Consider the following 21,283-nt stretch of genomic DNA (forward strand, 5'->3'; position numbering starts at 1 on the left):
ACGGCCTACCGGGCCCGGTGAATAATAAACACACTGAGCAGGATAATGACCATGCCCAGTACGTGCCAGAGGTTAAACGCCTCGCCATCCAGCAAGCCCCAGCCCAGCGCCACAATGGGCACGATGTAGGTATTAGACGCCGCAAACAGGGCCGTAGAGCTGTGAATGAGCTTGTTGAACAGCACCATAGCAATGGCGGTGCTCATGGTGGCCAGCAGCGCAATGTAGCCGAAGGCCGTCCAGGCGCCGGGCACGGTAGCCAGTTTATGCAGGAAATCGGTGCCCAGCAGCAGGAAGGCCAGTGCCGGTCCGCCAATTAAAAGCAGGAGCACCCCGGTAACCGCCACCGACGGAATACCCTGAAAGTGGTGCTTGATGATGTTGAGACTGATGCCGTAGCCCGCCGTGGCCAGCACAATGTACAGCCCGTACCAGGCGTTGCCTTCGCCGGCGGGCGTAGATTCCCCGCCGCTTCCGCCCAGCAGCATCAGCACCACGGTGCCAGCCAGGCCCAGCGCAATGCCCAGCACCCGCAGGCTGGTCAGGCGCTGCCCAAAAAACAAAGCCCCCATGAGCAGGGTGAACACGGCCGTCAGGGCATTAAGCACGCCGGCCAGCCCCGAGGCCAGCTTGGTTTCAGCATAAGCAAACAGGAACGCCGGAATAAGCGTGCCGATAACGCCGCTGAACAGCAGCCACTTAAAACGGCTGCGCTCGATGCGGCCAATGTGCTTCAGGGAAAATGGCAGCAGCAGCAGCGCCGCCACGCTCACCCGCGTAGCGCCCAGCTCCAGCGCCGAAAACACCACCAGACCCTTCTTCATCAGAATAAACGAAGTACCCCAGATACAGGCCAGCAGCACCAGTAGAAACCAGGCCGAGGCCGGAACGCGGTGGGGTGGGGCCGAGGCAACGCTGGGAGGGGCGGGAGCAGTAGTAACGGCCGGGGCGGGGGAGGAAGGCATGGACAGGAAAGTAGCGCGAAGCTCCGGCTTCGCGGGGCGTTGAACGAGGAAGATGACCAGAATAAATGCCGTTCAGTTGCCTGGGCAGGGCATCAGCAACGACACGCGAAGCCGGAGCTTCGCGCTGCTGCGCAGCTTACGCGCCCACCATCACCGGCTCGGCGGCAATAATTTCATTCAGAATGCTGTGCACTTCCTCCGGCGAGTCTGTCTCCACCAGGCGCATGCGCCACTGCTTGGCGCCTTCCAGCCCGCGGAAATACTGAGCGTAGTGGCGGCGCATCTCAAAGATGCCCACGCGTGAGCCTTTCCACTCAATGCTTTTCTCGAAGTGCATGCGGCACATATTCACACGCTCCTCCACGGTGGGCGGGGCCAGCAGCTCGCCGGTGGCCACGTAGTGCTTCACCTCCCGGAAAATCCAGGGGTAGCCAATGGCGGCGCGGCCAATCATGATGCCGTCCACGCCGTAGCGGTTTTTGTACTCCAGGGCTTTCTGGGGCGAGTCGATGTCGCCGTTGCCGAAGATGGGGATTTTGATGCGCGGATTGTTTTTGATGGCCGCAATCAGGCGCCAGTCAGCCTCGCCCTTGTACATCTGCACGCGGGTGCGGCCGTGAATGGTGAGGGCCTCAATGCCGACATCCTGCAGGCGCTCGGCCACTTCCTCCACGTTTTTGGTGGTGTCGTCCCAGCCCAGGCGGGTTTTCACCGTTACGGGCAGGTGCGTGTTGCGCACTACGGCGGCCGTCATTTCCACCATTTTGGGAATGTCGCGCAGTAGGGCGGCACCGGCGCCGCGGCAGGCTACCTGCTTCACGGGGCAGCCGTAGTTGATGTCGATGAGGTCGGGGCCGGCCACGGTACTGATGCGGGCGCACTCGCCCATCGTATCCACATCGGAGCCAAAGAGCTGAATGCCGATGGGCCGCTCGTAGTCGAACACGTCGAGCTTTTTGCGGCTTTTGGCGGCATCCCGAATCAGGCCTTCCGAGGAAATAAACTCGGTATACATCAAATCAGCCCCATTGGCTTTGCACACGGCCCGGAACGGCGGGTCCGATACGTCCTCCATGGGCGCAAGCAAAAGCGGGAAATCAGGCAGGGCAATGTCGCGGATGTGTACCACAGAGTAAGCTATTACAGGATTTTGCGCAAATTTACGACACTTCCAACTCTCCCACCCCCATGAAAGGTTTCGTCCCCAGCCGTTTGCACCCCATTCTGGCCTTGCTGCTGCTGGTAGGCCTTATGTTTTTGTGTTTTTGCCTAGCCTCTTTTGTGCTGATGCTGCTGACGGGGGCCTTATTTGGTATTGGGCTGATGGAATTTGGACAGGTGATGCAAAACCCCGCCCGGCACCCGCAGGGCTGGGCCATGATGATGCTGGCTCAGGGCATCTTTCTGCTGGGCGGCTTTGCCGGGGCGGCGCTGGTGCTGGCCCGCATTCAGGGCCAGACCTGGCGCCAGTACTTTGCGCCCCGGCACCCGGTGCCCGCCCGCTGGCTGCTGCTGGGCGCGGTGCTGATTGTGGTGATGCTGCCGGCCATGTCGGGCCTGGTGCAATGGAACGCCGACATCCACTTTCCCCGCTTTCTGCACGATTTTGAAGTATGGGCCCGCGACAAAGAAACCCAGGCCCAGGACCTCACCCGCTTCCTGACCGATTTTGACACCAGTACCCGGCTGCTGGTGGGCTTGCTGGTTATTGCCGTAGTGCCGGCCATCAGCGAGGAACTGGTTTTCCGGGGCGTGCTGCAGCGCCAGCTCACGCGCTGGTTCGGCTCCTACCACACGGCCGTTTGGCTGTCGGCTATTATCTTCAGCGCCATTCACATGCAGTTTTTTGGCTTTGTGCCGCGCATGGTGCTGGGCGTGGTGCTGGGCTATTTATATGCGTGGTCAGGGAATATTCTGGTGCCCATGGCGGCGCACTTCACCCAGAATGCCGTACAGCTGGTGCTGCTCTACCTGCAGCAGCGGGGCACCCTGGCCACCGGCTTCGACCCAGATTCTACCGATGCCCTGCCCTGGCCAGCCATGCTGCTGTCAGCGCTGCTGAGCGGCGGGCTGCTGGTGCTGGCCTACCGCAAGTTTAACCAGGACCTGGCCCCCAAGGTGATGCACACCCTCTCGCACAGCGGCGTGCAGATTGGCGGCACCGTGCCCCCGGCCGGGCATACGCTCACCGGCCATGGCATAGAGCCGGCGTCCGGAAATCAATTGCCGTCCGGATAAGCTACGGCAGGCCGCTTCCATTATATTGTCTTCTTAAAATCAGATTACGTTTGTCTATTTCTACGCCTGCTTCCGCCCCCGATACTTCCAACGACAAAAAACCGATGTCCAATCTGGCGCAGCGGGTGTTGTACGGTGCCATAGGGGCCGCGGCGCTCATTGGTTGCATTTGGTACAGTGCCTGGACGTTTGCCCTGTTCTTTGCCGTGGTGCAGGCCCGCATGCTGTGGGAGTTCTACCGCATGATGAAACGCTCCGGCTATGCCCCGGCGGCGCTGCTGGGCATGGCCGCCAGCTTAGTGCTGTTTATGGGCGTGGCCGGCTTGTTTCTGAGCGTGGATGCGCAGCAGCCCCTCAACAGCCTGGGAGCGGTAGTAACGGCCAGTGGAGAGCTGAGTTTGATGCTGCGGGCCTTGCTGCTGAGCTTTTTACTGCTGCTGCCGCTGGCCCTGATCGTGCGTGAAATGATTATCTGGCCGCGCTCCAAGCGGCCCTTTGCCAATGTGGGCGTCAACCTCATCGGTCTGTTTTATGTGAGCGTGCCCATGACGCTGCTGGTGCCCCTGGCCTATAGCGGTGGCAGCTACGACTACCGCCGCATTCTGGCTTTACTGCTGCTGGTATGGGCCGCCGATACCGGTGCCTACGCCGCCGGCAAAAACTTTGGTAAGCACAAGCTGGCTCCCAGTATTTCGCCCGGCAAAACGTGGGAAGGCTGGATAGGCGGCACCTTGCTTACCCTGGTGGTAGGCTGGGCTTTGGGCTACCTGCTGCCGGAAATACCCCTGACTCAGCGCCTGGTAGTAGCCGCCGTGGTGGCGGTATTTGGGGTACTGGGTGATTTAGCCGAGTCCATGCTCAAGCGTAGCGTGGGCGTGAAGGACTCCGGCCGCATTCTGCCCGGCCACGGCGGCCTGCTCGACCGGTTCGACGCCTTCCTTTTTATTCTGCCCGTGCTGCTGCTGCTACAGGTCCTGCTGGGCTAGGAAAGTACCCGCCGCAGGTTTCTTGCGTATGGCATAAACCTGCTACCTTTGGCCACCCATTCCACCCCGCGCTCTTCCGGCTGCCCACCAGCGGGTTTAGCGTCGGTTATTTTCCACCCACTTTTACTTTTTTCTCTTCGTATGGCTGCCACCACGGTGTACAAAGAACCCGCTCCCCGCGTCGATGCCGAAAACCCGCTGGAATCCATGATGTCGCGCTTCAACGTGGCCACGGAAATCCTGGGTCTCGATGAAGAAACCTACAACGTGCTTAAGGCACCCGATAAGCAGGTTATCGTGCACATCCCCGTAACCATGGATAACGGCAAAGTGCGCGTTTTCGAAGGCTACCGCGTGGTGCACAACACCATTCTGGGTCCATCCAAAGGCGGCATCCGCTACGACAACAACGTGCACCTCGACGAAGTAAAGGCCCTGGCGGCCTGGATGACGTGGAAGTGCGCCGTGGTGGATATTCCCTACGGCGGTGCCAAAGGTGGTATTATCTGCGACCCTTCCAGCATGAGTCCCGGCGAAATTGAGCGCCTCACCCGCGCCTACACGCTGGCCCTAAAAGACGTATTTGGCCCCGACCGCGACATTCCGGCCCCTGACATGGGCACCGGCCCCCGCGAAATGGCCTGGCTCATGGACGAGTTCAGCAAGACCGTGGGCGCTACCTCGCCGGCTGTAGTTACCGGCAAGCCGCTGGTAATGGGTGGCTCGCTGGGCCGCACCGAGGCTACCGGCCGCGGCGTGATGGTATCGGCGCTGGCTGCTCTGAGCAAGCTGGGTCTGGAGCCGGAAACGGTTTCGGCGGCCGTGCAGGGCTTTGGCAACGTAGGCTCCTGGGCCGCCAAGCTGCTGAGCGAGAAAGGCGTAAAAATCAAGTGTGTTTCCGATGTAAGCGGAGCTTACTGGAATGAGGAAGGCATCAACATCGAGGAAGCCATTGCCTATAAAAACGCCCACAAAGGCCGTTTGGATGGCTTTACTGGTGCTACGCTGATGGACAACGCCGACGACCTTCTCCTCACGGACGTGGACGTACTGGTGCCAGCCGCCGTAGAAGATGTGATAACCGAGCACAATGCCCACCACATCAAAGCCAAGCTGATTGTAGAAGGTGCCAACGGACCCACTTCGGCCTCCGCTGACCCCATCATCAATGAGAAAGGCATTATGGTGGTGCCCGATATTCTGGCTAACTCCGGTGGGGTTACCGTATCCTATTTCGAGTGGGTGCAGAACCGCCAGGGCTTCAAGTGGACCGAGGAAATGGTAACCGAGCGGGCCGACCGGATTATGTCCGATGCCTTTGAGAAAGTGTACGCCACCAGCCAGAAATACAACATCCCCATGCGCATTGCCGCGTATGTGGTAGCCATTGATAAAGTAGCTCAAACCTATAAATACCGCGGCGGTTTCTAAGCCCGGGCATTGCCCTTTGCTGCTTTCCGGCAGTAAAAGTTCTTCCGATTTTTACGGCCCATCTGGCGCGCTGGCGCATAGGTGGGCCGTTTGTCGGAACCGGGCAGGCCGCTGAAGCCCCGTATCGCCTGCCCCCACCGTTGCCGTTATTCCATGAAGATTCACAAAGAAGGACGACGTATTCTTTTCTTTACCCTGCTGGCGCTGCTGGCCGTTAACCTGCTGCTATTTCGGGTAAATGCTGCCAACGATACGTTCAACAAAATATTCGCCGGGGCTTCCGTTATAGCCTTTCTGCTGCTGCTGCAATTCTTCCGCAGCCCGTTCCGCAACCTGCTCACCCACGAAGACCTGCTGGTTTCGCCCGTAGATGGAAAAGTGGTGGTGATTGAGGACGTGCACGAGCCGGAGTATTTTGACGATACGCGCAAGCAGATCAGCATCTTCATGTCGCCAATTAACGTGCACATCACCCGCAATCCTATTTCGGGCATTGTGCGCTATTTCCGCTACCACCCGGGCAACTACCTGGTAGCCTGGCACCCCAAAAGCAGCACCAAGAACGAGCGCACCACGGTGGTGGTAGAGTCGGATGCGGGGCCGTTTGTGCTGTTCCGGCAGATTGCCGGCGCCATGGCGCGCCGCATTGTGTGGTATGTGAACGAAGGCGACGAAGTAACGCAGGGTGAGGAGTTTGGCTTCATCAAATTTGGCTCCCGCGTGGATATTTTCGTGCCGGTAGATACCGAAATGAAAGTAAAAATGGGGGATAAAGTGAAAGGCGGCGAAACGGTTATCGCGCAGCTGAAAACCAACCCACCCCGCCTTTTCTAGACTGCGGATTCGTCCGAATTTTTCGGATTCATCGGATTTTGTGGACGATTTTTCAAACGCCAGCGGCCGCTCCTGAAAGGGGGCGGCCGCTGGCGTTTTGTATAAGGGTAATTAGAACGTCCTGTCGAGCATGTGGCGCATCAAGCCAGGGACCGAGACATCTCGCGAGCTGACGTTGCAGTGGTCATCATATGCCACACTAGCAAGATGCTTCGCTGCGCTCTGCATGACCACTGACCTTTTACTGGTTTCTGAACAGGTTTAGTAGGGATACTTACTGTAGCACGTGCGGCACAAACTCGGATAGATTGGTGATGAAAGCGGCGTCGCGGCGGAAGCCCAGCGCGCAGGCTTCCCCGGCCCAGAATACGCCCCCCTGATAGCGCCGCGCCTGCGGGTCCGTGGGCAGTTCAGCCCAGCGCTGGTATATGGCTGGTTGCTGCGCAAACTCGCCGGCTACAGCCGTACCTTCTTGCCCGCCGGCCTTCAGCTCCGTTACGTTCTGCCCCTCGCGGCCCAGCATGGGCTTGCGCACGTGGTGCCCGCTGAGCGGCTGCAGCGAGGTTTCCAGCAACAGCGGATGATGCGGAAACACCTGCCAGAGCCAGGCCAGAATGCCTTTGCTTTGGAAGAGCAGCGAGTAGGTCGGGTTGGCAATGATAACGTCGCGGGAAAGCAGCAGCTGGGTAAGGTCCGCCGTTAAATCGGGCTCTTCCGTGGCCAGAATTTCCCACGGCACCAGCTTAAACAGGAAGCCAAACCGCTGCCATTGTTCCGGCCCCACCTGGGCCCACACCCCGCGCTCATCACCCGCTACGGATACCTGCATGGCATCGGCGGAGCACACATGGGTGCTGGCAAAACCGGCCGCCCGGGCGGCTTCGGCCAGTATGGCGCAATTGGTTTCGTCTTCGGCGCTGCCGGGCAAATGCACCAGCAGCAGGCTGTTGTCCAGGTCGGGGTTGAGCGCCAGCCACTCACTGAGCTGGCCCTGCAGGCCTTCGAAGAGCCCGTTGGCCTGGCGCTCCTCATTGGCCTGGCCGGCGGCTACCAGGCTGGCCCACTGCACCACGGCGGTTTCGGGCAGGCCGGTGGCCGTATCGGCATTAAACTCCAGCAGCTTAATGCCCTCGGCAGTGGCGGCCAGGTCGAAGCGCCCGTACAGGTGCCAGTGGCGCTCATCGTTCCAGGAATGCCGGACGGCCGCCCATAAGTTGGCAGGAATGGCCAGCAGCTGCAACAGGTCATCCGGAATGGGGTCGGGAATGGCCTGCACCAGCATTTCGTAGAGCGTGTCGGCGGCTTCCAGCAGGGCTTCGGCCTCGGCTTCAGAAAGCTGCACGGCCTCGCGGGCTACGTAGGCGGCGCAGGCATCTTCCACGGCCCACTCCCAACCCAGCGTACGAATGGCCGGCGTGACGTCGCCGGAAAGAGGAAGCAAGCGAATCATACGCTAATGAATTATGAACGAGCTGGAAGGGTAAAAACGGCACCAGCAGCTCCTTTTTAGAAAGGCAGCTGCTGGTAGATCATGCGGATGGATGGCGGGCAATAATCAGCCGCCGAAACCGCCGCCATAGCCCCGGCTACCGAAGCCGCTGCTGCGGCCCATGCGCGGGGCGGTGCTGCGGTAAGCGCCCCGCGAGAACGTGCGGCTTTCCTGAATGCCGGCCGAGCGGGAGCTGCGGTTGCCGGAAAAGCCCCGACCAAAAAAGCCCCGACCCTGGGTTTCCCGCTCGCGGGCAACATTCTGGCGCCAGCCCATGTTGTTTTGCATCACGCCGGGGTTGGCGTAGTACCCGGGATTAGGCGTGAGGAAGCGGCCAGCCATGTAGCCAATGCCGCTCCACATGAGCACGTCCATCATGCCGGTACTGCCTACCCGGTTTTCGGGGTTCTGGCGGCTGTAGTCCTGCATTTGCTGTTGCAGGGCCTGGCCTTGCAGGGTATCTACTTTGCCATCAAAATGATGCAGTATAGCCGCTACTTCCTCCTTGCCCGCGGGCCGCTCAGCCGTTATTTTCCACTCGCCCGGTTGCACCTCGGTCATTTCCGTGATAACGCCCTCACTGTACGTTTCGCCGCTCCAGTCGCCGGAAGCGGTTTCCTCGGCGGTGCGGTTATCCGAAGAACAGCTGGGTAGTGCCGTGAGGCCTAAGCTAGCGGCCGCTGCAACCAACAGCAGGTTGCGCCGCCAGCTGCCAAGAGGATAGAAAGTCTTTTTCATGGGAGGGGAGTGATGCCAGGGAGAATACCAGAAGACAGATGTGCGTTGGATGGCAACCTGCCTTTTGGAGAAGGATAGGGAATCCGAAAACTCAACGAGGGCGCGCCGAAATTCGTTTGCTAGAACCAGCGGGCAGCCGTTTGCATCAATTGCTCCAGAGCCTGCTGATCATCAAGGTCGAAGTCGTTGAGCTGGTCACTGTCAACATCCAATACGGCCACTACCTGTCCATCTTTTAGCACGGGCACTACAATCTCCGACTTGGAATCGGAGCTGCAGGCAATATGACCGGGGAACTGCTCCACATCAGGCACTAAGATGGTTTTGGCCTGGTCCCAGCTGGTGCCGCATACGCCCTTACCACGGCGGATGCGCGTGCAGGCAATGGGCCCCTGAAACGGGCCGAGGACAAGCTCCTCTGCTTTCACCAGATAAAAACCCACCCAGAAAAAACCAAAGGCCTGCCGCAATGCGGCCGCCGTGTTGGCCAGGTTGGCCACTAAATCCGGCTCGCCGGTAGTCAGGGCGTCAATTTGGGGGAGCAGCTGGCGGTATTGCTCGGCTTTGCTGAGCGTGGTATCTAAGAGAAGTTCTTCAGCCATGATTGGGGATAGAAGTAAGGAGGACAGGTAACAGCGAAACGCCGGCCCCGGTTCGGGTAGGAAAAGAGGCGGTGGGCCCGCAAAGGTAGCGGAGCCGCCGCAGGGCTGTGCGCTGGCTTAATACCCTTCGTTTTTCCGATACACGAATACCTGATCCTGGCCGAGCGGGAATTGCTCGCGCAGGCCAGTGAGCCCGAGCCGGGGCGCTGCCACGCCGGCCCCCAAATGATTGGCGCTCCGCAGTACCCTGATTTCGTCCCAAAGCCCATCGGCCAGCAGGGTATTGAGCACGGTAGGCCCGCCTTCCACCAGCACCGATTGTACGTTGCGGCGGTACAGGTTTTCCAGAATCTGGGGGAACAGATCATCGGCCTCCGAGAGCTTCACGTAGCCCAGATTACCCTTGGTGGCGCGCTGGCGGTAGGTGTATACCAGCGTGGGTTGGGTGCCATCGAAAAGATGATGCGTGGGCGGCAAACTCAGGTTCTTATCGATAACCAGACGAATAGGCGCCGGGCCGGGCCATTCGCGCACGTTCAGGTAAGGGTTGTCGTGCAGCGCCGTGCGGGTGCCTACCAGAATGGCGTGCTCCTCGCCGCGCCACTGGTGCACGGCCATGCGGGCCAGCGCTCCACTGATTTGAATGGGTTGATAAAACCGGCCGGAAAGAAATCCATCGGCCGTTTCGGCCCACTTCAGCACAATGTAGGGCCGCTTTTGCTCCTGAAAAGTGAAAAAACGCCGGTTCAGCCAGCGGCCTTCCGCTTCCAGCACGCCGGTTTCTACTTTAATGCCCGCCGCACGCAGCCTGGCCAGGCCGCTGCCCGCTACCAGCGGGTTGGGGTCGAGGTTGCAGACCACCACTTCGGGAATGCCTTTGGCGATGAGCTGGTCGGCACAGGGCGGGGTTTTGCCGTGGTGGGAGCAGGGCTCCAGGGTCACGTACGCGCGGCTGTGCGGCAGCAGCGCCGGCTCCGACACCGATTCCAGGGCATTTACCTCCGCATGGGGCCCACCATACTGCCGGTGCCAGCCTTCCCCAATAATGCGCCCCTGATGGGTGATAACGCAGCCTACCAACGGGTTAGGGCGGGTATAGCCAGTGCCCAGGCGCGCCAGGTCCAAGGCGCGGCGCATCATCAGGTCGTCAACAGCAGTCATAGCCGGGTGGGGAGCGTAACTTTGTGAAGCCGAAGGTACGAAACCCCGCCGAGGCCCGACTGTACGCTGTGTCTTTCTTCGTCTATCCGCTTGCCGCCATGACCATTCGCCAGCTCACTGCCTCCCTTACTGATAGCCTGCAGGCCCTGTACCCGGAGCCGGAAGCGGCGGCCATTGCCGGGCTGGTGCTGGAGCATGTGCTGACTATTTCGCCCCTGCAGCGGCGTATGCAGGCCAATGAAGAAGTGGCCCCCGCCGTGGCACGGCAGGTGGAGGCCATCCAGCAACGGCTGCTCCGGCATGAGCCGGTGCAATACGTACTAGGGGTGGCGCACTTTGCGGGTATGGATTTGGAGGTAACGCCCGCCACCCTCATTCCCCGGCCCGAAACCGAAGAGCTTGTGCAGCTGATTGTGGAGGAGCAGCAAGCGCACCGCATCGGCTTAACTCTTTTGGATATAGGTACGGGCAGCGGCTGTATTGCGCTGGCTTTGTACCAGGCGCTAAAGCCGCAGCGCGCTATTGCCGTCGATATTTCGGTGGAAGCGCTGAACGTAGCCCGCCGGAATGCCGTGCGCTATGGCTGTGCGGTTGAGTTTCAGCAGCTGGATATTCTACAGGCCACGCCGGCCGATATCCTGCCGCATTCCCTGCAGGTTCTGGTCAGCAACCCGCCCTATGTGCTGGAGAACGAGCGGCCCCTCATGCGCCGCAACGTGCTGGACTATGAGCCCGCCACCGCCTTATTCGTGCCGGATAATGACCCGCTGCTTTTTTACCGGCGCATTGCGGAGCTGGGCAGGGAGCTGTTGAAACCGGGTGGCGCGCTGTATTTTGAAATCAATGAGCAATATGCCCGGGAGTTGTGCCAGCTGCTGACAGCAGTAGGCTACCAGGCTATAGCTCCTCGCCCCGACCTGTTTGGCAAGGACCGGATGGTGCGCGCGACGTGGCCCGGGCAGGCCTCATAATTACGTAACGTAGTAATGCTCACCCTCCAATTTATTAAACTGATAAAAGCCGTACCTTTGCCGGCTCAAATCTGCTGAACTACCCGCTGCCGGAATGCCCGACGCTGTCCTGTACTTTGCTCACCCGACTGCCGTTCTCGATGAAGGCTGCCGCATTGGCAAAGGCTGCCGCATCTGGCATTTTTCGCATCTGATGACGGGCTGCCAGCTGGGAGCCGGCTGCAGCATAGGTCAGAACGTAATGATTGCGCCTGGCGTAGTGCTGGGGCAGAATGTGAAAGTACAGAACAACGTTTCCCTGTACTCTGGCGTAACCTGCGCCGATGACGTCTTCCTTGGCCCATCGGTGGTTTTTACCAATGTGCGGAATCCCCGGAGCGCCGTGCCGCGCCGCGACCAGTACCAGCCTACCGTGCTGGAACGGGGCGTGAGTGTGGGCGCCAACAGCACTATTGTGTGCGGTGTGCGCCTGGGAGAATATGCCTTTGTAGGAGCCGGCTCCGTCATTACCCACGACGTGCCGGCCTATGCTCTGGTATATGGCAACCCCGCCCGCCAGCAGGGCTGGATGAGCAGATACGGGCACCGGCTGCATTTTAATGCCGACGGAGAAGCTGTTTGCCCGGAAAGCAACGAACAATATCAGTTACAGAATAATAAGGTTTTTCCTTTTAGCACCCGCACCAACCCATAATATCGTGTACGAGCAACTGCTTCAAAAACAGGCCAAGCTGGCCGTCATTGGCCTCGGGTATGTGGGCCTGCCCATTGCCCTCGAGTTTGCCCGCAAAATCAGTGTTATCGGTTTCGATATCAACGCGCAGCGTGTAGAGCTGATGCGCAATAATATTGACCCCAGCGGTGAGCTGGAGGCCAAAGACTTTGAGGGCGTCGACATTACGTTCACCGACTCGCTGGACGTACTGCGCGAAGCCCAATTCTTTATTGTGGCGGTGCCTACGCCTATTGATGAGCACGCCATGCCTGATCTGCGCCCCCTGCTGGCGGCCTCGGCCACGGTAGGCAAAGTGCTCAAGAAGGGCGACTATGTGGTGTTTGAATCCACCGTTTATCCCGGCTGCACCGAAGACGACTGCATCCCGGTAATGGAAAAGCTCTCGGGCCTGAAATTCCCTGAGGACTTTAAAGTAGGCTACTCCCCGGAGCGCATTAACCCCGGTGATAAAGAGCATACGCTGGCCCGCATCGTGAAAGTGGTATCCGGCTGTGATGCCGAGTCGCTGGACCTGATTGCCAAAGTATATGAGTTGGTGATTACCGCCGGCGTACACCGGGCCAGCAGCATTAAAGTAGCCGAGGCCGCCAAAATCATCGAAAACACCCAGCGCGACGTGAACATTGCGTTGATGAATGAGCTGTCGATGATTTTTGACCGCATGAGCATCAACACTTATGAGGTGCTGGAAGCTGCCGGTACCAAGTGGAACTTCCTGAAGTTTTCGCCTGGTCTGGTAGGTGGCCACTGCATTGGCGTAGACCCTTACTACCTCACCTACAAAGCCAAAGAGCTGGGCTATGATGCCAAGGTGATTCTCTCCGGTCGCACCACCAATGATAACATGGGCGCCTACATCGCACGCAAAACCGTGCAGATGATGATTAAAAAAGGCAAAGACGTAGCCAAAAGCAAAGTGCTGGTGATGGGCGCCACGTTCAAGGAAAATGTGGAGGATATCCGCAATTCCAAAGTGGCCGATGTAATCCAGGAGCTGAAGAACTTCTCCGTAAACGTAGACATCGTGGACCCACACGCTGATTCCGATGAGCTGCACCATGAGTACGGCTTCCGCCTGACAGATCCGGCAGCTATCAGCAAAGATTACGATGCCGTTATTGTCGCCGTAAGCCATGCTCCGTACACAGAGCTGGATGAGGCTTATTTCCAGTCGATTACCAGCGACAATGCGGTGCTGGTTGACATCAAGGGCCTGTACCGTGGCCAGATGCAGGAGCTGCAGTACTGGAGTTTGTAATTCGATTATTAACTGCTGCCGGTTTTCCGACGCCTGGTTAGGGTTCGGATAACCGGCAGCAGTCGATTAAAAGCCAAGACTATATGGAAAGGACGAAGATTCTGGTAACCGGCGGGGCGGGCTATATTGGCTCCCATGCCGTGGTAGAGCTGTACGAAGCTGGTTTTCTGCCGGTTATTATCGATAATTTCAGCAACTCCCGGGAGTCGGTGCTGGAAGGCATTGAGCAGATTCTGGGCGTGCGGGTACCGTTCCATAAAGTTGACTGCAACGACGCGGAGACTATGCGCGCCGTTTTCGCCGAGGAGGGCAACCTGCGGGGGGTGATTCACTTTGCTGCTTACAAAGCAGTAGGGGAATCAGTGGAAAAGCCGTTGGAGTATTACCAGAACAATGTCGGCTCGCTGCTTACGCTCCTGCAGGTGATGCGCGAGTTTGGCGTGGATGCCCTGGTGTTTTCGTCGTCCTGCACGGTGTATGGCATTCCGGATCAGCTGCCCGTAACGGAGCAAACGCCCACCAAAAAAGCCAACTCGCCCTACGGTGCTACCAAGCAGATGTGCGAGGATATTCTGCGCGATGTGGCGGCGGCGCCCAGCACCAGGCTGAAAAGTATTCTGCTGCGCTACTTCAATCCGGTAGGTGCTCATCCTTCCGCCAAAATTGGGGAGCTGCCCCTGGGCGTACCGCAAAACCTGGTGCCCTATGTTACTCAGACGGCGGCCGGCATCCGGGAAAAGCTCACCATTTATGGTGACACCTACGATACGCCCGATGGCACCAACATTCGGGACTATGTGCACGTGGTAGACCTCGCCAAGGCACACATCGTGGCAGTGCAGCGCCTGCTGGACGGCCAAGGCGACAAGGTAGAAACCTTTAACATTGGCACCGGCCGGGGTAACTCCGTGCTGGAAGTAGTACATGCCTTTGAGCGTGCCACGGGCCAGAAGCTGAATTACGTTATTGGCCCACCCCGGGCCGGTGATGTGCCGGCCATTTACGCGGATGTAACCAAGGCCACGCAGGAGTTGGGCTTCCGCACCACCTCCACGCTTGAGCAGGCGCTGGCCAGTTCCTGGAAGTGGCAGCAGTCCTTGGAAGCAGTTAGCTAGTAGCTTTTTGCTTACTTTTTTTCAACAGGCTGTTTGCTAATAGCCAATAGTTTAAATAGATGAAAATCATTATCACCGGCGGGGCCGGCTTCATTGGGTCGCACGTGGTGCGCCTGTTCGTAACCAAGTACCCGGAGTATCAGATTCTGAACCTGGATGCCTTGACCTACGCCGGCAACCTGGAAAACCTGCGGGACATCGAAAATGCGCCTAACTACCGTCTGGTGAAAGGCGACATCACGGATCAGGCCTTTGTGGATCAGCTGTTTGCTACTGAGGAGCCTGATGCGGTAATTCACCTCGCCGCCGAAAGCCACGTCGACCGCAGCATCACCGATCCGCTGGCCTTTGTGAAAACCAATGTGCTGGGCACGGTGCACCTGCTGAATGCCGCCAAAAACCTGTGGAAGCCACTGGGCTACGAGGGCAAAACCTTCTACCACGTAAGCACCGATGAAGTGTACGGCTCCCTAGAAATGGGACCAGAGATGTTCACCGAAGACACCGCCTACGACCCCCGCTCACCCTATTCGGCCTCCAAAGCCGCTTCCGACCACTTTGTGCGGGCCTGGTACCATACCTACCACATGCCGGTAAAATTGAGCAACTGCTCCAATAACTACGGCCCCAACCACTTCCCGGAAAAGCTGATTCCGTTGGCCATTCACCGCATTCAGCACGGCGAAGCCATTCCGGTGTACGGCAAGGGCGAAAACGTGCGCGACTGGCTGTTCGTGAAAGACCACGCCACCGCCATCGACGCCGTGTTCCACAAGGGCAAGGTGGGCGAAACCTACAACATCGGCGGCGTGAATGAGTGGATGAATATCGACCTGATTCACTTGCTCTGCGACACGCTGGACGAGAAAACCGGCCAGGCAAAAGGCACCTCGCGCAAGCTTATCACCTTTGTAACCGACCGCGCCGGCCACGACCTGCGCTACGCCATCGACTCCAGCAAAATCATGAACGAGCTGGGCTGGAAGCCGTCTGTGACTTTTGAACAAGGCCTGAGCCAGACGGTAGACTGGTATCTGCAGAACCAGGAATGGCTCGACCACGTGACCAGCGGCGCCTACCAGCAGTATTATCAGCAGCAGTATAATCGCTAAGGCATCAAATTTAAACTCTGAGTGTTGGCTGTTGAATTGCTTGACCCGCCCGTGCGTTGTCTGAAATTCAACATTCAGCATTTAACACTAAAGATTTCCTCGTGTACGAAACCCCTTTTCACGACCAGCCGCTCCATGAGGTGAGCTTCCTCGTAACCGGCGGGGCCGGCTTTATCGGCTCTAATCTGGTGGAATACCTCCTGAAGTATGGCGCCAAAGAAGTGCGCGTGCTGGATAACTTCTCCAACGGCTTCCGCAAAAATGTGGCGCTGTTTGCTGAAAATCCCGCCCTGCGGGTAATTGAAGGCGACATCCGGGACCGGCAAACCTGCATTGATGCCTGCAAAGGCATTGATGTGGTGCTGCACCAGGCAGCACTGGGCTCGGTGCCCCGTTCTATCAACGACCCCATCACCAGCAATGATGTGAACGTAGGGGGCTTCGTGAATATGCTGGTAGGTGCGAAAGAAGCAGGCGTGAAGCGCTTCGTATACGCCGCTTCCAGCTCCACTTACGGCGACCACAAAGCCCTGCCGAAAGTAGAGGACCGCATCGGCAAGCCCCTCTCGCCCTATGCCGTGACCAAGTATGCCAACGAGTTGTATGCCGATGTATTTGGCAAAACCTACGGCATGGAAATCATTGGCCTGCGCTACTTCAATATCTTCGGCCCGCGCCAGGACCCCAATGGGGCCTATGCAGCCGTAATTCCGCTGTTCATTGATGCCGTGCTGGAGGGCAAAAGCCCGCGCATGAACGGCGACGGGGGCCAGACCCGCGACTTTACCTTCGTGGAAAACTGCGTGCAGGCCAACATCAAAGCGGCACTGGTGCAGAACCCGGAAGCCGTAAACCAGGTGTATAACATTGCCGTAGCCGACCGCACTTCCCTCAACGATCTGTTCAACATTTTGAAGGAAGAAGCCGGCTCCGATATCAACCCCGAATACGGCCCCGACCGCGCCGGCGACATCCGGGACTCCCTGGCCGATATCAGCAAAGCCCGAAACCTGCTGGGCTACGACCCGCAGATCCGCATCCGCGAAGGCCTACAGAAGACCCTGGCGTGGTTTGAAGCCAACCAAGCGTTTATTGCCGAGCGTAATTAACCCCGTCCCATCAGCCTCTGCAAATGCAGAATGATAAGCTGGATTTCAAGATTCTAAGCTCCCCTTATGAAAGGTATTATCCTCGCTGGTGGCTCCGGCACCCGCCTGCACCCCCTCACGCTGGCCGTGAGTAAGCAGTTGATGCCCGTGTACGACAAGCCGATGATTTATTATCCGCTGTCGATTCTGATGATGGCGGGTATTCGGGAAATCCTCATCATTACCACCCCGCATGACCAGGAGCAGTTTAAAAAGCTACTGGGTGATGGGGTGAATCTGGGCTGCCGCTTTGAGTATGTAGTACAGGAAGTGCCCAACGGTCTGGCGCAGGCCTTTGTGCTGGGTGCAGATTTTATCGGCAATGATAAAGTGGCCCTGGTACTGGGCGACAATATCTTCCATGGCGAAGGCATGGAAGAATTACTGAAATCCAACAATGACCCGGAAGGCGGCGTGGTGTATGCCTACCACGTGCATGATCCGGAGCGCTATGGCGTGGTAGAGTTTGATGCCAACAACCAAGCGCTCAGTATTGAGGAAAAACCGGCTACCCCCAAGAGCAATTACGCCGTGCCCGGTCTGTACTTCTATGATAATGAGGTAGTACAGATTGCCCGCAACCTGAAACCCAGTGCCCGGGGCGAGTATGAAATTACTGACGTAAACCAGGAGTATCTGCGCCGGGGTAAGCTGAAAGTAGGTATTCTGGGCCGCGGCACTGCCTGGCTCGATACGGGCACGTTTGAGAGCCTCATGCAGGCCGGTGAGTTTGTGCGCGTGCTGGAGCAGCGCCAGGGCCTTAAAGTGGGCTCTATTGAGGAAGTGGCCTACCGCCAGGGCTTTATTGATGCCGACCAGCTGCGGAAGATTGCCGAGCCGCTGCGCAAAAGTGGCTACGGCGACTATTTGCTGCGCTTGCCTGAGCAGCTGCTCATGTAGGCTAAGCTTCAACATTGCTTCAAAACAAAACAGCCCTTCTCTGCAAAGAGAAGGGCTGTTTTTGTTAAGACAAGTACCTAAAACAGAACGCCCGCCAGCAAGCCGGCACCCACAATAATATAGGATGGCACCTTTTCCCAGAGCAGCACCAGAAACGTAGCGGCTACCAGGGCAATGTTAAGGGTAGTATCCGGCAGCGGATGGTATAGCAGGAAGGTGGCCGCCCACACCAGTCCGGCCGATACCGCATTAACGCCTTCCAGGGACGCTTTTACTACGCGGTAGCGGCGCAGCTGGTCCCAGAACCGAATCAAGAAGAAGATAAGCAGGGTGCCCGGCATAAAAATGCCTGCGGTGGCTACAAGGGAGCCTACCAACTGCCCGCCAATACCATGCTCGCGCATGGCCAGCGTCCCGATATAAGAGGCAAAAGAAAAGTTGGGCCCCGGCAGGGCCTGCACCAGCCCCAGGCCGGACAGAAACTCCGGCGCCGTGAGGTAGTGCTTAAATTCCACAAACTCGGCGTAGAGCAGCGGGGCTAGCACCTGCCCGCCGCCAAAAACCAGGCTACCGTTGCGGTAGAAGTTCTCAAACAGGCGCACCGGTAGTTCTTTGGTAAAGCTACCCAGCAAAGCGGCCGTTATCAGAATGCCTATCCAGAGAATAAAGTTGGCCCATTCAATTTGCATGGGCTGTTTTTCCTCCTGGGGCATTCGGCGGTACCGGAAGGTAGTAATCAGGCCGCCAGCCAGCAGTAATAAAGGCAGTACCCACGGCAGCTGAAAATAATAAGCCAGCATGGCCGCCGCTACCAGAAGGGCTACGGACGTCTTGGTTTGAATGACCTTCTGAGTAATCTTAAAGGCCGAGTACGCTACAAACCCAACTGCAATAGGCTGCACATATTGAATTACGCGCGCTACCTGGTCCTTGTCGAGGTAGCTCATGGCCAAGCCGGCTACCGTCATGATGAGGACGGCGGGCAGCATCCAGATAAGCAGGGTGAGGTAGGCCAGGTTGGGCCCGCCCAGCCGAAAGCCGATAGCCGTAATGGTTTGGGTAGACGTAGGGCCCGGCAACAGCTGACACAGGGCCGTGAGCTCCAGTAGCTCGGCGGTGGTCAGGTAGCCGCGCTTCTCCACCAGCAGCCGGATCATCATGGCCATGTGGGCCTGCGGACCGCCAAAGGCGGTGCACCCCAGGGCCGCCACATCCTTCAGAAAGATGATGTTGCGCACCCGCTTGGTTCGGTCGCCACGAGGGGGAGGGGCCAGGATTATTTCTTCCGTTTCCACAGTCGGTTGCCGGTTGTCGGAGAAGGGGGGAGGGACCAAAGCAGAGGAAACTACTCAGGTAACCTACAAAATAAAACCGGTTGCCGGGAGTCAGGGGCAAAAAAGTGCAGCCTGACTTCCGGCAACCGGTAAGCGTATTCGGGGCAGAAGATTACTTTTTCTTCAGGCCCAGCTCTACGAGGCGCTCATTCAGGAACTCACCGGCCGTAATGTCGGCTTCCTTCTTGGGGTTCTCAGGCGTTACACAGTTTTCCAGCGCCGCCAGGCTCATTTCGGAGCGGGGGTGCATAAAGAAGGGAATGCTGTAGCGCGAGGAGTTCATTTTTTCCCGGGCCGGGTTTACCACGCGGTGAATCGTGCTTTTCAGCACGCCGTTGGTCAGGCGCTGCAGCATGTCGCCCACGTTCACCACAATCTGGTCGGGCAGGGCGGTAATGGGAATCCACTTGCCGTCGCGGCGCTTCACCTGCAGACCATCGGCGGAAGCCCCCATGAGCAGGGTAATCAGGTTAATGTCGCCGTGCTCGGCAGCCCGTACGGCATCGGCCGGAACCGAGTCGGGGTTTTCGATGGGGTAGTAATGAATAGGGCGCAGGATGGAGTTGCCGTTGCGCACCTTGTCATCGAAATAATTTTCGGGCAGGTGCAGATACAGGGCAATGGCGCGCAATACGTCTTTGCCAGCCGCTTCCAGCGTTTTGTAGGTAGTAAAGGTGCTTTCGTGGAAGGACGGCACCTCTGCGGGCCAGATATTGTCGGGGTATTCGTTCTTAATGGGGTCGTTGGCATCGTCTACCTCCTGGCCCACGTGGAAGAATTCCTTCAGGTCGCCGGTGTTGCGGCCTTTGGCGTGCTCCTTGCCTTTGCCGGTGTAGCCGCGCTGGCCCGCCAACTCCGGGTTTTCGTAGCGCTGCTTTACGTCGTCGGGCAGGGAGAAAAAGGCTTTTACGTCGGCATACAGCTGGGCTGTCTGCGCATCGTTAAGGCCGTGGTTCTTCAGGGCTACAAATCCAATATTCTGGTAGGCTTCGCCGAGCTGCTGTACAAAGCGCGCTTTGCGGGTGGGGTCGCCGGAACGAAAGTCGGCGAGGTCGAGGGATGGAATTTCTTCCAGCAATTTTTCCTCCATAGTGAAAAAACAATATACTTTTGGGCAAACCTTACGTATTGCGCAAGGTACTTAAAAAACATGTTGCTACCGAGAAACAGTCCGCTCTTCGGTAGTAGTTCACTCGTCATCTCTCTGACCACCACTTTGCCCTTTTTATGAAAGCATCAGCTTTACTACTCGGTAGTGTATTTCTCCTCGGTTTAGGGGCCTGCGATTCTGCCCGTCAAACCAGTGATACGGCTAACTCCGCCACGGCGGAGAGCGTGAATACTACCCCGCGTGCCGAAACCATGGAAAACAATGGTATTCGCTTCACGCCCTTCGAGGATTCGCCAAAAAATCCGGAAGCCATGATGCAGCTGAAGTCGCCGGTAACGGGCTCTACGGTGCCTTCCGGCGCCGTGGCCTTCGACTACGACATCACGAACTTCCAGCTCACCAAAATGACCGGCGGTATGCACGCCGGTGAAATGGCCAACTCTGAGAAAGGCCAGCACATCCATAACATTGTAGACAACGAGCCTTACACGGCCCACTACACCACGGAGTTCACCAAGAATATTCCCGATGGCCAGCACGTGGTGCTGTCATTCCTGTCGCGCTCTTATCATGAGAGCCTGAAGCACCTGGGCGCGCATGATCTGCGCGTTATCACGGTAGGCAAAGTAACCACGCCCCTGAATTTCGATACCAGAGCCCCGCACCTGTTCTATAGCCGCCCCAAGGATACCTACACCGGCAAGGATGCCCAGAAAGTAATGCTGGACTTCTACCTGGTGAACACCACGCTGGCGCCGGATGGCAATAAAGTGCGCGCCACCATCAATGGCACCGAGTTTATGCTGGACCGCTGGGCCCCGTATATGATGGAAGGCCTGCCCATGGGCGAGAATACCCTGAAGCTGGAACTGGTAGATGCCAATGGCACGCTCATTCCCGGTCCGTTCAACTCGGTTACCCGCACGTTCACGCTGCAGCCCTAACCGCGCCGGCCGCCGACTGCTTTCTTCTTAAAACAGGCCCGTGTACTGCCGTGCACGGGCCTGTTTGGCGTTTTTATTGTGCTATCTGCTTAAAATTTATCAGTGGTGAAAGTCGATATTATTGCAATTTCATATAATATTATTAATATAGTTTTGTGTAAATCGAACAAGTAACAAGATCAGCCCTGTTGTTGCGTTTTCAGAGCGTAA

20 protein-coding genes are annotated in these 21,283 nt (G+C 57.9%); 12 read left to right on the forward strand and 8 right to left on the reverse strand.

What is annotated here, in order from left to right:
- Positions 1-5 precede the first annotated feature (5 nt).
- Positions 6-965, reverse strand: coding sequence for a DMT family transporter (locus PK28_RS02440; RefSeq protein ID WP_048825469.1), 960 nt, complete (start codon positions 963-965; stop codon positions 6-8).
- A gap of 136 nt (positions 966-1,101) precedes the next feature.
- Positions 1,102-2,094 (reverse strand): tRNA dihydrouridine synthase DusB, encoded by a 993-nt coding sequence (gene dusB, locus PK28_RS02445; protein WP_044511050.1) that lies wholly within the window; start codon positions 2,092-2,094, stop codon positions 1,102-1,104.
- A 59-nt stretch (positions 2,095-2,153) separates the two neighbouring features.
- On the opposite strand from dusB, the gene PK28_RS02450 reads away from it, so the two are divergent.
- The 4 genes from PK28_RS02450 to PK28_RS02465 all read left to right on the forward strand — a co-directional run bounded on the left by PK28_RS02450 (position 2,154) and on the right by PK28_RS02465 (position 6,454).
- Complete coding sequence (locus PK28_RS02450) at positions 2,154-3,203, forward strand: CPBP family intramembrane glutamic endopeptidase (protein ID WP_082016917.1); 1,050 nt, start codon at positions 2,154-2,156, stop codon at positions 3,201-3,203.
- 50 nt (positions 3,204-3,253) lie between these two features.
- The gene (locus PK28_RS02455) at positions 3,254-4,189 is read left to right on the forward strand and encodes a phosphatidate cytidylyltransferase (protein WP_156126210.1); all 936 of its coding nucleotides are present in this window, start codon (positions 3,254-3,256) and stop codon (positions 4,187-4,189) included.
- Positions 4,190-4,330: 141 nt separating this feature from the next.
- Entirely contained in the window at positions 4,331-5,620 is a 1,290-nt protein-coding gene (locus PK28_RS02460; protein WP_044511053.1) for a Glu/Leu/Phe/Val family dehydrogenase, read from the forward strand.
- Between the two features lie 153 nt (positions 5,621-5,773).
- A complete protein-coding gene (locus PK28_RS02465) occupies positions 5,774-6,454 on the forward strand; it encodes a phosphatidylserine decarboxylase family protein (RefSeq protein ID WP_044511056.1) in 681 nt (226 codons plus the stop codon).
- Positions 6,455-6,728: 274 nt separating this feature from the next.
- Here the strand turns inward: PK28_RS02465 and PK28_RS02470 are convergent, their stop codons facing one another.
- The 4 genes from PK28_RS02470 to ribD form a co-directional block, all read right to left on the reverse strand.
- A complete protein-coding gene (locus PK28_RS02470; RefSeq protein ID WP_044511058.1) occupies positions 6,729-7,904 on the reverse strand; it encodes a glutathionylspermidine synthase family protein in 1,176 nt (391 codons plus the stop codon).
- Positions 7,905-8,009: 105 nt separating this feature from the next.
- A complete protein-coding gene (locus PK28_RS02475) occupies positions 8,010-8,681 on the reverse strand; it encodes a Cj0371 family chemotaxis-regulating polar lipoprotein (protein ID WP_044511060.1) in 672 nt (223 codons plus the stop codon).
- 119 nt (positions 8,682-8,800) lie between these two features.
- Positions 8,801-9,283, reverse strand: coding sequence for a free L-methionine (R)-S-oxide reductase MsrC (msrC, locus tag PK28_RS02480; protein ID WP_044511061.1), 483 nt, complete (start codon positions 9,281-9,283; stop codon positions 8,801-8,803).
- A 117-nt stretch (positions 9,284-9,400) separates the two neighbouring features.
- Positions 9,401-10,444 (reverse strand): bifunctional diaminohydroxyphosphoribosylaminopyrimidine deaminase/5-amino-6-(5-phosphoribosylamino)uracil reductase RibD, encoded by a 1,044-nt coding sequence (gene ribD, locus PK28_RS02485; RefSeq protein WP_044511063.1) that lies wholly within the window; start codon positions 10,442-10,444, stop codon positions 9,401-9,403.
- A gap of 68 nt (positions 10,445-10,512) precedes the next feature.
- On the opposite strand from ribD, the gene prmC reads away from it, so the two are divergent.
- The 7 genes from prmC (at position 10,513) to rfbA (ending at position 17,684) form a co-directional block, all read left to right on the forward strand.
- Positions 10,513-11,415 carry a peptide chain release factor N(5)-glutamine methyltransferase gene (gene prmC, locus PK28_RS02490; protein ID WP_231576204.1) on the forward strand — a complete coding sequence of 301 codons (903 nt, stop codon included), beginning with the start codon at positions 10,513-10,515 and terminating at the stop codon, positions 11,413-11,415.
- A 94-nt stretch (positions 11,416-11,509) separates the two neighbouring features.
- Positions 11,510-12,109, forward strand: a complete 600-nt coding sequence (locus tag PK28_RS02495; RefSeq protein ID WP_044511068.1) for an acyltransferase — start codon at positions 11,510-11,512, stop codon at positions 12,107-12,109.
- A gap of 4 nt (positions 12,110-12,113) precedes the next feature.
- Positions 12,114-13,409: a nucleotide sugar dehydrogenase gene (locus PK28_RS02500; RefSeq protein ID WP_044511070.1), complete on the forward strand. Its 1,296-nt coding sequence runs from the start codon at positions 12,114-12,116 to the stop codon at positions 13,407-13,409.
- A gap of 83 nt (positions 13,410-13,492) precedes the next feature.
- Positions 13,493-14,524, forward strand: a complete 1,032-nt coding sequence (gene galE, locus PK28_RS02505) for a UDP-glucose 4-epimerase GalE (RefSeq protein ID WP_044511073.1) — start codon at positions 13,493-13,495, stop codon at positions 14,522-14,524.
- 59 nt (positions 14,525-14,583) lie between these two features.
- The gene (rfbB, locus tag PK28_RS02510) at positions 14,584-15,636 is read left to right on the forward strand and encodes a dTDP-glucose 4,6-dehydratase (protein WP_044511076.1); all 1,053 of its coding nucleotides are present in this window, start codon (positions 14,584-14,586) and stop codon (positions 15,634-15,636) included.
- A gap of 101 nt (positions 15,637-15,737) precedes the next feature.
- The gene (locus PK28_RS02515) at positions 15,738-16,745 is read left to right on the forward strand and encodes an SDR family oxidoreductase (RefSeq protein ID WP_044511079.1); all 1,008 of its coding nucleotides are present in this window, start codon (positions 15,738-15,740) and stop codon (positions 16,743-16,745) included.
- 66 nt (positions 16,746-16,811) lie between these two features.
- Positions 16,812-17,684: a glucose-1-phosphate thymidylyltransferase RfbA gene (gene rfbA, locus PK28_RS02520; protein ID WP_044511081.1), complete on the forward strand. Its 873-nt coding sequence runs from the start codon at positions 16,812-16,814 to the stop codon at positions 17,682-17,684.
- A 77-nt stretch (positions 17,685-17,761) separates the two neighbouring features.
- Here the strand turns inward: rfbA and chrA are convergent, their stop codons facing one another.
- Together chrA and PK28_RS02530 are read right to left on the reverse strand one after the other, a co-directional pair.
- Positions 17,762-18,961 (reverse strand): chromate efflux transporter, encoded by a 1,200-nt coding sequence (gene chrA, locus PK28_RS02525; RefSeq protein WP_044516107.1) that lies wholly within the window; start codon positions 18,959-18,961, stop codon positions 17,762-17,764.
- A 169-nt stretch (positions 18,962-19,130) separates the two neighbouring features.
- Entirely contained in the window at positions 19,131-20,108 is a 978-nt protein-coding gene (locus PK28_RS02530; RefSeq protein WP_044511083.1) for an isopenicillin N synthase family dioxygenase, read from the reverse strand.
- A gap of 137 nt (positions 20,109-20,245) precedes the next feature.
- Here PK28_RS02530 and PK28_RS02535 point away from each other — a divergent pair, with 137 nt between their 5' ends.
- Positions 20,246-21,073 (forward strand): hypothetical protein, encoded by an 828-nt coding sequence (locus tag PK28_RS02535; protein WP_044511085.1) that lies wholly within the window; start codon positions 20,246-20,248, stop codon positions 21,071-21,073.
- Positions 21,074-21,283 lie beyond the last annotated feature (210 nt).

The organism is Hymenobacter sp. DG25B (assembly GCF_000801315.1).
Taxonomy (GTDB): domain Bacteria; phylum Bacteroidota; class Bacteroidia; order Cytophagales; family Hymenobacteraceae; genus Hymenobacter.